The sequence below is a fragment of the Dissulfurimicrobium hydrothermale genome (assembly GCF_022026155.1).
Taxonomy (GTDB): Bacteria; Desulfobacterota; Dissulfuribacteria; order Dissulfuribacterales; family Sh68; genus Dissulfurimicrobium; species Dissulfurimicrobium hydrothermale.
In genome coordinates this window covers 1,318,321-1,330,572 of record NZ_CP085041.1, presented here as the reverse complement: position 1 = coordinate 1,330,572, position 12,252 = coordinate 1,318,321, and the positions used below count along the sequence as shown (strand labels likewise).

The 12,252-nt window shown below is 50.6% G+C and carries 14 protein-coding genes; 3 read left to right on the top strand and 11 right to left on the bottom strand.

What is annotated here, in order from left to right; genetic code table 11:
- Positions 1 to 19: 19 nt before the first annotated feature.
- From LGS26_RS06380 to hisH, 9 genes are all read right to left on the bottom strand, one after another.
- Positions 20 to 886 (bottom strand): alpha/beta hydrolase, encoded by an 867-nt coding sequence (locus LGS26_RS06380; RefSeq protein ID WP_237888042.1) that lies wholly within the window; start codon positions 884 to 886, stop codon positions 20 to 22.
- Positions 879 to 2,108, bottom strand: coding sequence for a beta-ketoacyl-ACP synthase II (gene fabF / locus LGS26_RS06375; RefSeq protein ID WP_237888040.1), 1,230 nt, complete (start codon positions 2,106 to 2,108; stop codon positions 879 to 881). The genes LGS26_RS06380 and fabF overlap by 8 nt, the downstream gene beginning before the upstream one ends.
- A 13-nt stretch (positions 2,109 to 2,121) precedes the next feature.
- Complete coding sequence (locus LGS26_RS06370; RefSeq protein WP_237888038.1) at positions 2,122 to 2,370, bottom strand: phosphopantetheine-binding protein; 249 nt, start codon at positions 2,368 to 2,370, stop codon at positions 2,122 to 2,124.
- Positions 2,371 to 2,425: 55 nt separating this feature from the next.
- Positions 2,426 to 3,805, bottom strand: a complete 1,380-nt coding sequence (locus tag LGS26_RS06365; protein ID WP_237888036.1) for an aspartate aminotransferase family protein — start codon at positions 3,803 to 3,805, stop codon at positions 2,426 to 2,428.
- Positions 3,790 to 4,539, bottom strand: a complete 750-nt coding sequence (locus LGS26_RS06360; RefSeq protein ID WP_237888034.1) for an MtnX-like HAD-IB family phosphatase — start codon at positions 4,537 to 4,539, stop codon at positions 3,790 to 3,792. The genes LGS26_RS06365 and LGS26_RS06360 overlap by 16 nt, the downstream gene beginning before the upstream one ends.
- Positions 4,508 to 4,738: a twin-arginine translocase TatA/TatE family subunit gene (gene tatA, locus LGS26_RS06355; RefSeq protein WP_237888032.1), complete on the bottom strand. Its 231-nt coding sequence runs from the start codon at positions 4,736 to 4,738 to the stop codon at positions 4,508 to 4,510. The genes LGS26_RS06360 and tatA overlap by 32 nt, the downstream gene beginning before the upstream one ends.
- Before the next feature lie 130 nt (positions 4,739 to 4,868).
- Positions 4,869 to 6,041 (bottom strand): exo-beta-N-acetylmuramidase NamZ family protein, encoded by a 1,173-nt coding sequence (locus tag LGS26_RS06350; protein WP_237888030.1) that lies wholly within the window; start codon positions 6,039 to 6,041, stop codon positions 4,869 to 4,871.
- 7 nt (positions 6,042 to 6,048) lie between these two features.
- Positions 6,049 to 6,828 (bottom strand): imidazole glycerol phosphate synthase subunit HisF, encoded by a 780-nt coding sequence (gene hisF / locus LGS26_RS06345; protein ID WP_237889892.1) that lies wholly within the window; start codon positions 6,826 to 6,828, stop codon positions 6,049 to 6,051.
- Positions 6,828 to 7,469, bottom strand: a complete 642-nt coding sequence (gene hisH, locus LGS26_RS06340; protein ID WP_330873272.1) for an imidazole glycerol phosphate synthase subunit HisH — start codon at positions 7,467 to 7,469, stop codon at positions 6,828 to 6,830. Before hisH ends, hisF begins: the two co-directional genes overlap by 1 nt.
- Positions 7,470 to 7,611: 142 nt before the next feature.
- Between hisH and LGS26_RS06335 the strand changes: the two genes are divergently transcribed.
- The 3 genes from LGS26_RS06335 to LGS26_RS06325 are packed head-to-tail and all read left to right on the top strand — an operon-like array spanning position 7,612 to position 9,873.
- On the top strand, positions 7,612 to 8,271 hold the full coding sequence (locus LGS26_RS06335; protein WP_237888028.1) for a LemA family protein: 660 nt from the start codon (positions 7,612 to 7,614) through the stop codon (positions 8,269 to 8,271).
- On the top strand, positions 8,268 to 9,125 hold the full coding sequence (locus LGS26_RS06330; protein WP_237888026.1) for a TPM domain-containing protein: 858 nt from the start codon (positions 8,268 to 8,270) through the stop codon (positions 9,123 to 9,125). The genes LGS26_RS06335 and LGS26_RS06330 overlap by 4 nt, the downstream gene beginning before the upstream one ends.
- Entirely contained in the window at positions 9,115 to 9,873 is a 759-nt protein-coding gene (locus tag LGS26_RS06325) for an ATP-binding protein (RefSeq protein ID WP_237888024.1), read from the top strand. The genes LGS26_RS06330 and LGS26_RS06325 overlap by 11 nt, the downstream gene beginning before the upstream one ends.
- Here LGS26_RS06325 and LGS26_RS06320 read toward each other — a convergent pair.
- Positions 9,824 to 10,453, bottom strand: coding sequence for an L-threonylcarbamoyladenylate synthase (locus LGS26_RS06320; protein WP_237888022.1), 630 nt, complete (start codon positions 10,451 to 10,453; stop codon positions 9,824 to 9,826). The genes LGS26_RS06325 and LGS26_RS06320 overlap by 50 nt on opposite strands.
- Positions 10,450 to 12,243, bottom strand: a complete 1,794-nt coding sequence (purD, locus tag LGS26_RS06315; protein WP_237888019.1) for a phosphoribosylamine--glycine ligase — start codon at positions 12,241 to 12,243, stop codon at positions 10,450 to 10,452. Before purD ends, LGS26_RS06320 begins: the two co-directional genes overlap by 4 nt.
- Positions 12,244 to 12,252: the final 9 nt, after the last annotated feature.

Below are 12,252 nucleotides of genomic sequence, written 5' to 3'. Positions count from 1 at the left end.
ATATCTATAAAATTTGTAACTACCTTAAATTAGAAGATGCCAGGTTTTTAGTTGAAATTATTCGGGTGTCTCTAAATGATTTTCTCCTCAACGCCGTGCGATCCTTGAAAAAAGTGATAATCTCATCTGCCACTACGTCCCGTTGGTTATCAATGGGCAACATATGATAGCAGTCATCGAGAAGGACCATGCGGACATCACGGGCGCCGATATTCTTCTGCACATACAGCGCGTTCTTTTTACTGGCCAGGTCATCCTCCTGAGAGTGAAGGATAAGGGTGGGTGTCTTTACTTGAGGGATAAGTTTTTTTGTCGTGTTGATCAGCTTGAACAATTCACGCATACTCACGCCCGGAACGCTTGAATGGGCTATCGAGCTGTCTTTCATGAGTTCCACTATCCGGACACGAAGGGCCTTGTTCTTGATCCCGTATGGTTCGCGTTCCTCAAATGAATAAATATATCCGGCTGGAGTATAATAGGCCAAGGGCAGAAGAAATTTGTACCATGGCAGCCCCCAGCCGTCATAGAACAACGTCGTCGAGAGGAGGGCGATTGCTGCTACCTCCCTTTTAAACTCCGCTGACAGGAACAACGCCAACAGCGCCCCCATGCACAGCCCTGCCACGGAAACCGTTGCATACTGTTCTTTTAATTCACGGAATTCGTCAGCGACAGTTCGGTACCAGTCCTGCCACCGGCTTTTTTTCAGATCTGAAAGCGTCTTCCCATGGCCTGCCAGACATGGTCCCTTAACTGTGAAGCCTGCCCTGTTAAGCCTGCGGGCCAGGTATTTCATCTCAAAAGGGCTGCCGGTCAATCCGTGAATCAAAAGAACGGCGTCGTCTCCGCCCTTCATATCTATTTCTATTTTATGGTCACTCATATTTCCTCACGATAAGCACCGCGTTCGTGCCGCCGAAGGAAAAGGAGTTGGACATCACTGTCCTTATATTCTGTCCTGTCCTGCCCTTCCCAGGCACATAGTCAAGGTCGCATTCTGGGTCCGGCGCCATGAGGGTTGCTGTGGGCGGGACTGCCTGGTACGTCATGGCGAGGACGGAAGCAACAAGCTCCACAGCGCCGGTTGCGCCGAGGAGGTGCCCGTGCATTGATTTGGTGGAACTGATTGGAATTTCATAGGCGCGTTGACCGAACACCTTTTTGATCGCCTGGGTCTCGACAATATCGTTGAGCACCGTGGCCGTTCCATGGGCATTGATATAGTCGATGTCGCCCGGGCCCAGCCGCGCCTCTGCAAGAGCGAGAGAGATGGCCCGGGCCTGACCTTCGAGGGAGGGTCTTGCGATATGGGTCGCATCCGCCGTAGATCCATAGCCCACGAGTTCACCGTAGATGCGGGCGCCTCGCGCCTTTGCCCTGTCCATCTTCTCCAGTACGAAAATGGCCGCACCTTCGCCAAGGACAAATCCCGTCCTGTCCAGGGAAAAAGGCCGGCACGATGTCGAGGGGTCATCCGCCTCGCGCGCCAGGGTGCCGATCGACTGCCAACTCATGATGATGACTAACCCGAGAAGAGATTCCGCACCGCCGGCGAGCATGACATCGGCGTACCCATCCTTGATCTGCCGAAAGGCCTCGCCGATAGCAACCGCCGATGAAGAGCAGGCGGTAGAGAATGTAAGGCAGGGGCCCCTGAATCCATACTGTATGGACAAGTGAGAGGCCGGTGCATTGTTCATTATCATGACTACCGTAAGAGGGCTCACCCTCTTTACCTGGTTTTTATAAACCTGCATATACGTATCTTCGATGGTGCGGGCGCCCCCCATCCCCGTCCCGATATATACGCCGGCGCGTTTTTTTTCTTCCTCGTCAAGCTCAAGCCCTGCGTCTTCCCAGGCCTGCGACGCGGCGACAAGCGCAAACTGGCTTACTCTGTCCAGTGTCCTGGCGTCTTTTTTAGTGAAATACTCCCCAGGACTGAAATCGACTTCAGCGGCGATTTTCGTGGTGAGGAGGTCGGCGAAAGGCGCGGACAGTCTTTTGATACCTGATTTTCCTTCAAGAAGGTTGTTAAAGAACTCTTCTTTAGTATTCCCCACAGGAGAGATGACCCCCATTCCGGTGATTGCGACCCGTCTCATTGTTGCAGCCATGTCAATGCGTCTCGCTGTGCTGTTCTTTAACAAGTCTTTCCACTGTATCAACTACGTCTTGGATGGAATTGAGCTTGACCTGCCCGTCAGGGATGTCGATGTCAAATTCATTCTCAAGGGCGAAGAGGAAATCAACCTTGTCGAGGGAGTCAAGCCCCAAGCTGTCGATGGTCATCTCTGGTCTTAACGCATCTTCCTTAAAATCAAAGTTTTCGAGAAATACCTTTTTAATCCTTTCTAATGTCTGCATCTCGTTTGAATTCTTTCCTTAAGTAAATTCCTGTTGAGAATAACAGGTATGGCCCTTATGCGCCGCATCGCTTAAGCAGACACCCAAAGAGCTCAATAAAGAGGTCCATCTCTTCATAGCTGATGGTAAGGGCCGGTGCAAGAGTAAAGGTGTTTTTGTAATATCCACCCACATCAAGTACAAGGCCGTATCTCTTTCCATTAAGTACTATGTCACCCTTCATGCCCTCCTGGAATATAGCGTCGGTAAGGACCCTGTTTGGCGTAATGCCGTCTGTTTCGGTAAGCTCAACCCTGATAGCAAGACCCAGTCCGTCGACATCTCCGATTACGGCGTGCTTTTTTTGGAGATCTTTAAGCCTGGATAAAAGATATGCGCCTTTTTCGGCGACAAGCCCCTCCATATTGTTGCGGCTTATATAGTCCATAACAGCGAGACCAGCAGCGGCGCCAAGGGGATTGCTTGAAAAGGTCGAGTGTGTTGAACCTGGGGGAAATATCTCAGGATTGATAAGTTCTTCCCTTGCCCACAGGCCTGAGAGCGGATTGAGGCCGTTTGTAAGGCTCTTGGCGAATGTTACCACATCGGGTCTGGTGTTAAAGTGCTCTATGGCCCAGAGTTTTCCTGTGCGGTAAAACCCCATCTGGATCTCGTCATCCACAAGGAGTATCCCGTACCTCTTCAATATCTCGCTGAGTCTCTGGAAATATTCAGGCGGCGGGACTATATATCCGCCAGTCGCCTGAATGGGCTCTATGTAAAACGCCGCATACTCGACTTCGTTGTCTTTTTTGTCTATCACGCCGTAGTATTCACTCTCAAAGAGACGTTCGAACTCCTTTATGCAGTAATAGTCACAGGTTCCACGCTCCATTTTGTAGAAGCAGCGGTAACAGTAAGGAAATGGGATAAACGCCGCCCTGTTTGCAAAGTGTCCGTATCTCCTTCTGTATCTGAAACTGCTCGTTATCTCAGTCGCGCCAAGGGTGCGGCCATGATAGCCGCCCATGAATGCGAACATAAGGGATTTGCCGTCTTTGAAATTTCTAATGAGCTTCAAGCTGTCTTCAATGGCCTGGGCCCCACCTACATTGAAATGCACCCTACCCTTCTTTCCGAATCTCTTCTCGGTCTCCATGGCGATCCTGGCTGCAAGCATGATCTTTTCTTTGTGCAGGTACTGAGACGCCACCTGAGGGAGGGTCGCCATCTGGCGGTTATGGGCCTCTTCTATCTCCTTGTTTCTGTAACCAAAATTCACGGCCGAATACCACATCTGCATGTCGAGATAAGGCCTGTCTTCAATGTCAAAGAGCCACGATCCCTCGCATCTCTTGAAAATGATCGGTTCTTTTGAATAGTGTACGGTATCTCCATAAGAGCAATAGCGGCTCTCGAGCTCTAGGAGCTCCTTTTTCGTTATATTATATTGCATCCAGGCTGTATCCCTTCTTTATCTGTAGTTCTTCCTGAGACAGGAACAAATTTCAAGAATGCCTTGAAATCCCTCTCGATCTCGGCAAAATCTGCAAATTCTGAATATGCTATCCCTATCGTCCGGCAATAATCAGTAAGTTTACCCTTAGAAAAGACATAAGACGCCTTACCTGCCAGACAAAAATCGCTGCGGCCGTCGCCGATATGTATAATCGGCCGCCCACAGGCAAGCATGTCTGCAGTTCTGCATTTGCATGTGCCATTCCTGCAACCTTCACTTGAATTAAAGATCGTCTTCAATCCATGGCCACAGGTCGACAAATCGTTAGCATATATGGGGACGCCATCAATACCCGCCTTCTTGAATATGCTGTCGATAATACATCTAAACCCATCGCTTATAACCGCAAACCGTATGTCCATCCTCTTCAAAAAACCGACAAAATCAGCAAAGTAACGGTCTATCTGAAGGCTGCAGGCATATTTAATAATCCTTTCAAGCGGCTGGTCTATCAACGACATCTGAAGGGAAAGACACTCTCGTGATCCGATTTGCCCGGCCTCCCAGAGCCTTTCAGCCTCCTCCCAGCCAGGTCTGGCAAATTCCTTTATAACCGCATCGGTTATATCAGAGGCGGTTATGGTACCGTCGAAATCAATAGTTACAAATATGTCAGCCCCCTGTAAAAACGTCACTATATCATTTGGTTTCTTCATTTCTGGTTTCTTCATTTCTCGACACATCTTCCTTTTTTGGCTCAAGCATGGATCTATCCTTATTATTATCTCCATCCTCTATAGCCTTTTTAAACTCGCGGATGCTCTTTCCAAGCCCCTCACCAAGTTGGGGCAGCTTGCCGGGCCCAAAAATAAGCAAGGCGATCGCCAAGATTATCAAGAGATGCATGGGTTGAAACAGTCCTTCAAACATACCGCCTCCTTTGCCCTTTTGTTTATAAAAAAGGATGGGGAAAATTATATTTTTAAATAAATAAACGCTAAAGATTAACGGAATATTTCATAGGGATTACATGGATGTAAATTGCCACCTTTTCTTGGCATTAGTAAAGCAAAAATCTCGACCTCAGCCTCAAGAATTCTTCCATATCCCTATGCCATAGGGATTCGATTCCCTCAAGTCCATCTCCTACCTCGACCGCCTTTCTTACGGTCTCGCTTCCGATGATCAAATCAATGGGTAGCCGCTCAAAATCATATTCATAAGGCGGTTCCCTCCACTGAAAGTCAATGGGATGGAGTTTCTTTGCAAGTGAAACGATAGACAGCGTAGTTAAATACGGACGGTAACGGCGCTTGTCAATCACATGTATTTGAAAACCTCGGCACCTTTTTCCTGCCCACTTGTGGAAGGTTGGCTCAAAATATTGCTCTCTCAGAACAAAACCAGGAAGTGCCAGCCTCTCGACAGCGGACTTGAACCGTACGATATCCAAATATGGGGCACCGAAGACCTCGAAAGGCCTGGTGGTCCCCCGGCCCTCCGACAGATTCGTCCCTTCAAGCACCACCTGGCCTGGATATACCAGGGCGGTATCAACAGTCGGGATATTCGGAGACGGCCAGATCCACGGAAGACCTGTATCCTGGAAATCCATGTCCCTGCGCCACCCATCCATTCTGACTACATGGAGCTCAAGATCAAGGTCTTCGAGCCAGACAAAAAATCTTGCAAGCTCACCCACTGTCATGCCATGCCGCATCGGTATGGGGGCAAGACCTACAAATGACTTAAGCCCTTCATCCAGGAGGTTTCCTTCTACGAGACAACCGCCTATTGGATTAGGGCGATCAAGGACGACCATACCTATGCCAGCCTTGGCGCAGGCCTTCATGGCAAGATACATGGTCCAGATGAAGGTATAGACCCTGCAACCGATATCCTGAATATCTACAAGAAAGAGTTCTATATCATAAAGCTGCCACGGCTCAGGCACCCTTGACCCACTATATAGGCTATAGACAGGTATGTTTAATCCTGTGTCCCTCTCATGGGGGGATTCCACCATGTTGTCCTGTTTTTCAGCGAAAAGACCATGTTGAGGCGTAAAGATTGCCCTCAGTTGCCCTGGAAAACGGGTATTTATGAGGTCTTTTGCATGTCTCAACGAGGCGTCAACCGAGGCCTGATTGCATAGAAGCCCTAAGCGCCGACCCATTATCCAACCAGGCGGATCCGACAAAAGGCGTTCGAGTCCGACGCTGATGCAAGTCACGGTCTCATCACCATACCATACGCACCTTTACGCCCCGTTCGTTCAAGTATTCCTTGATCTGGCGTACGGTATACGTGCCATAATGGGTCATCGAGGCAATAAGGGCGGCATCCGCCCTTGCTTCGGCAAGGACCTGATAAAGATGTTCAGGGTGGCCTGCACCGCCTGAGGCAATGACGGGTATGCCTACCGACTCTGAAATCATCCGGGTGAGGTTCAATTCATAGCCCTCCTGCGTCCCATCCGCGTCTATGGAGTTTAGACAGATCTCGCCAGCACCGAGCCTTTCGGCCTCTTTAGCCCACCAAAGTGCATCGATCCCCGTATAAATACGCCCTCCATTGATGACTATCTCATAGCCAGACGGGATCTTTGCAGATGTCTCTACACGCTTTACATCCATCCCAAGGACTATGCATTGATTCCCGAAGGCCTTTGCGCCTTCGCTTATAAGTCCAGGATTTTTTACCGCAGCGGAGTTGACGCTTACCTTCTCGGCCCCGGCCAGAAGCACCTCGCGCATATCCTCTACGGTTCTAATCCCTCCCCCTACAGAGAATGGAATGAATATCTCCCCGGCTACCTGGCGTACCACATCAATCATGATGGGGCGATGATCGCTTGAGGCGGTTATGTCATAAAAAACAAGCTCATCCGCCCCTTCTTCGTAATAAAACCTGGCCATAGCAATCGGGTCACCGATGTCAACATTACCTTTAAACCTTATGCCCTTAGTGGTCTTTCCATCCCTTACATCCAGACATGGTATGATCCGTCTGCTCAGCATCATGGCCTCCACTTGCAGAAGTTTTCCAATATCTTCAGTCCAGGCCGACCACTCTTTTCAGGATGAAATTGTACGGCCACAAGGCTCCCCTTGGCCAGTGCAGAGGAAAACTTTACGCCATATTCAGTTAACCCCATAATCAAACGCTGTTCAGCAGGATCAGGATAATAGGAATGTACGAAATAGTATTCTGAATCCTCATGACAACCCGTAAATACAGGATGCATCCCTATCCATTCGACCCTGTTCCACCCCATGTGCGGTATCTTAAGACGCGCATTACCATCAAAAAGGGGATCAGGGAATCGTCTGACCCTTCCCGAAATTAGACCAAGACAAGAGGCTCCATCTTCTTCGCTGTATTCAAAGATTATCTGGGTGCCGAGGCATATGCCTAGGATAGGCCTTGAGGCTGCAAAGGCCTCTTTCAAAGCATCATCAAGACCGAGAACCTTAAGCTCCATCATGGCCCGGCCGGCCGCACCAACCCCAGGGAATATGATATGATCAGCCGTCATGATCTTTTTACGATCATCGGTTATTTCACATGTAAAACCGAGATATGTCAGCGCCCTTGCCACGCTGGCAAGATTCCCTGCCCTATAGTCAATAATCGCTATCATGGCGATTAACTTAAACACATAAGGCCCTTTGATTCAAGCTTTTTGGAGGGTTGCCACCTGTTTATCGGTTTATTATTGACAGACCTGCTAAGCATACCTACATTGGAGATTGTTTTGAATCTGCTTAATCGCCTCTAAATATGCCGAAAGGAGATAAAAAATGGATAAATTGACTGCAGGCTTAAAATCGACAAAAAGACATATACCATCTTGCGTATTTTTGGTGTCGCTGCTGTTCTTGCTCTCCGGCTGCGGTTACAACACCATTCAACAGCAGGATGAGGCAGTCAAGGCTGCATGGGCAGAGGTGTTGAATCAGTATCAAAGGCGGGCCGACCTTGTCCCCAATCTCGTAAAGGTCGTCCAAGGCTATGCAGCCCATGAAAAAGGTGTCCTAACGCAGGTCACAGAGGCCAGGGCAAAGATCGGAAGCATACAGGCATCAGAAGAACTCCTGAGGAATGAAGAGGCCTTCAAGCGCTTCATCAAGGCCCAGGCGGAAATGACATCGGCCCTATCAAGACTTCTAGCCGTCTCCGAAAACTATCCCCAGCTAAAGGCCGACGGCCTCTTCCGCGACCTACAGGCCCAGTTGGAAGGCACTGAAAACCGCATAGCGGTGGCAAGAAACCGCTATATAAAGGCAGTAGAGGCCTATAACGTGACCATACGCTCCTTTCCTAGCAACCTAACTGCCAAGGCCTTCGGATATGCCCCAAGACCCACCTTTCAACCGGAAAACGAAGGTGCAGTCTCCAAACCACCTGCGGTTGATTTTGACATCCATACCAATGAGAAGGCCATACCCGCATCAAAATGACCCTATCGAGGCGAAAGGCGCTGCACTTCATCGCAGCGCAACGGCTTCTTCTATGTTTATTTGCCTTATTTGCGCTGTTGCTTTCGGCAGCAGCCTATGCACAGGGACTCCAGCCCATTCCAGAACTCAGCGCCCGCGTTACCGACTTGACGGGGACACTTTCGAACATACAAAAGACGGAGCTCGAATCAAAGCTTGCAAAACTTGAAGAGAAAAAGGGCAGTCAGATAGCTATCCTGATGGTGCCTACCACAAAGCCTGAGGATATAGCATCCTTTTCAATCCGCGTGGCCGAGGCCTGGCAGCTTGGCAGAAAAGGGGTTGACGACGGCGTCCTGATACTGGTAGCTAAAAACGACAGAAGAGCCCGTATAGAAGTAGGCTATGGGCTCGAAGGGGCTATCCCCGATGCAGTTGCCAAAAGGATCATAAGCGAGATCATGGCGCCGCGTTTCAAAGACGGTGACTACTACGGAGGATTGTCGGCAGCAGTAGATGCACTGGCTGGGTTCATAGAAGGGGAACCGCTTCCGGTGCCTAATATGCAAAAGACCCCTGCGACTGCACAGACAGGTGCGGCAGGATTCTGGCAAACACTCGTCTTAATCATCCCGTTCATGATCATACTGGGTATTGTTACAGCCAGAATATTAGGCCGCATCCTGGGTGGCTTGATCGGTTTTTTTGTTGCAACCATGGCCGTTTGGTTCATCTTGGGCTCACTGCTTCTTGCCCTGGTCATAGGGGTTTTTGTATTTCTGCTGATACTGTCAGGTGAATGGGGGGGAGGTTATACTGGAGGCTTTGGCGGTGGGGGCGGGTTCGGCGGCGGAGGTGCCTCAGGTGACTGGTAAGACAGAAAAGTCATCCTACTTTCTCCGAGTAAACCGACTAGTAGGCAAGGCCATCCATGGATACGGTCTTCTCCATCAAGGGGATCGCATCATGGTCGCACTGTCAGGTGGATCAGACAGTCTGCTTACCCTGTGGTTTCTAAGGAACTGGCTCAAAAAGGCTCCTATCTCCTATGAAATCCTGCCGGTACATCTGGATATGGGCTTTGGTGGCGGGACAGTCGAGACATTGTGGCGCTACCTCTCCGAGAATGGGCTTTCATACCATATCGAAGAGACAGGTTTCGGCATATATGCCCACAGTCCTGGAAACCGCGGCAAAAGCCCATGCTTCATCTGCTCCATGCTAAGACGCAAGCGTCTTTTTGAACTCGCTGCAAGATTCGGCTACAACAAGATTGCGCTAGGTCACAATCTGGATGACATGATAGAAACATTCTTCATCAACCTAAGCTTCATTGGCGAAATGAGCACGCATGTGCCAAGACAGGAGATGTTTGGAGGGCTGATCACTATCATCAGACCTCTGGCATTGGTCAATAAGGGGCAGATCGAACGCCTTTCACGCGAATTAGGACTGCCAATTACAAAAAATGCCTGCCCTTCCTCTGGAAGGACCAGACGGGAAGAGATTAAGGGACTGCTTGAAAACTTCTATCGATTGAACCGCCATGCAAGGGGCAACATCGCCAAGGCGCTTACCCGCATAAGGCCAGAATATCTTCCGCTCCTATCGCCCCTTCCCTGATGATAGCCGGGGGATTGACCGTCACGTCCACTATACTCGATGGCGGTTCACCTGGACTTGGACCGCCATCGAGTATATAATCAGGGGCCGGATCGATCAAATATTCGGCCACCTCTTGAGCGGTCCTTGCTGCAATAAGACCTGAACGATTGGCACTTGTAGCTGTTACAGGCCTTCCAACCTCATTGACCAAGGCCCTGGCCACAGGGTGGCTGGAGATACGCAAACCTATCTTCCCTGTCTGTCCGCATAAAGGCCACGGCAGACCAGCCTTTGCAGGAAAAAGGATGGTGAGCGGTCCGGGCCAAAACCGCTCCATAAGCATTTTTGCCTGGTCTGGCACACAAGCGGCCAGTTCACTCAAAAAGGCAGGATCACCGATTATCACCAACAGTGGTTTGTCTTTTCTCCTGGCCTTGACCTCAAAGATCCGGGACAATGCGCCTTTGCAATCTATAACCGCACCAAGACCATAGCTGGTCTCAGTCGGATAGGCTACAACCCCGCCTGCGCGAAGGACCTTCGCAGCCTCTGATACGGCCCGATCCAGATCGGAGCCTGTCAAATCAGCCTCTTTCAATACGCCTCCCTGTTTAATCCTTTTATTTCATCTGCCTGCCTCTTTCGAAAAGCCTCTAGGGCCGCCCTTAATCCATGATCCTTAAGAGCAAGTATCTGAAGGGCCAAATACGCAGCGTTCTTGGCCCCTGCCTTACCTATGGACACGGTAGCCACAGGTATACCAGGCGGCATCTGGACCGTGGAAAGCAAGGAATCCAAGCCGTTAAGAGGCGAACCGTCCAAGGGAACGCCGATCACTGGAAGTACTGTGTGCGCTGCCATGGCCCCGGCCAGGTGCGCAGCCATACCAGCCCCAGCGATTATCACCTCGATACCCCTTTCAGCCGCACCTTTTGCGTATCCGGCTGCAAGTTCAGGGCTCCTGTGTGCAGAAAGGACCATCGTCTCACAAGAAACCCCGAATTCCTCTAATATCTCTGATGCCTTATGCATAACCTCCATGTCGCTCTTGCTCCCCATTACAACAGCCACCCTTGCAGATCTTGCCCGGGCCTTTAGGTGTCTGAAGGCCTTCTGCCCTATGTCACGGCGATAATGCATACCGTCCCAACTAATTTTGGCAACAGCCTCATAGACAGTCTCCACTGCCTTGGGTATGGTCTCACCCAAGGCAGTGACGCCCAAGACCCTGCCACCCGAAGTGACCAGACGGCCGTCCTTTACAGCTGTGCCGGCATGAAAAACCTTTACATCTCCCAAGGTTTCGGCCTCTTCTATCCCATCGATAACCTTACCTGTCTCATAACGGCCTGGATATCCCTTCGAAGCCATAACTACGGTTACCGCCGGCCTAGGATCCCACTCAGGCCTCATTTCATCAAGCCTGCCGTCTACAGCAGCCATAAGCAGCTCAAAGAGGTCGGTCTTCATGCGCATAAGTATGGGCTGGGCCTCAGGATCGCCGAAACGGCAATTGAACTCAAGGACCTTTGCATCACCATCCTTTATCATAAGCCCTGCATATAGTACGCCCATGAACAGCCTTCCTAGTGACTCCATCGCCTTAACGGTCGGAAGCATAATCCTGTCCATAATCCTATTGAAGAGCCGCTCATCTATGACGGGGGCCGGGGAATATGCCCCCATGCCGCCTGTATTGGGCCCTTGATCCCGATCAAATACGGCCTTGTGGTCCTGCGACGTGGCAAGGGGTATCACGGTCTTTCCGTCGGTTACGACCATAAACGAGGCCTCCTCACCATCAAGAAACTCCTCTACCAGCAGCCTGGCACCCGCCTCGCCAAAGGCCTTCTCTTCCAAGATAAGCGAAACCGCATCTTTGGCCTCATCGATAGTCTTCGCTATTACTACGCCTTTTCCAGCGGCCAGGCCATCGGCCTTGAGGACAACGGGGACTCCCATCTCCCTTTCTATAAACCGCACCGCCTCTCCCGGCTCGCTAAAGACCTTATAGGCGCCGGTAGGTATACCGAACCGCCTGAGCATGTCCTTTGCAAAGACCTTGCTTGCCTCTATCTCGGCTGCAAGCCTTGACGGACCGAATATGGAAAGCCCCTCAGCCTTGAACCTGTCCACGATCCCGCAGGCAAGCGGCGCCTCAGGACCTACCACCGTAAGGTCTATCCCTTCCCTTTTGGCAAAATCCAGCAGGCCGTCAATATCAGATGACTTTATGGGGACACATGTCGCATGCCGGCTGATACCCGCATTGCCTGGGGCGCAAAATACCTCCTGGACCCCTGGGCTCTGGACAAGTTTCCAGACAATGGCATGTTCTCTGCCCCCACTTCCGATCACCAGCACCTTATTATTCTTATTCCTGCTCATGAGACCTCC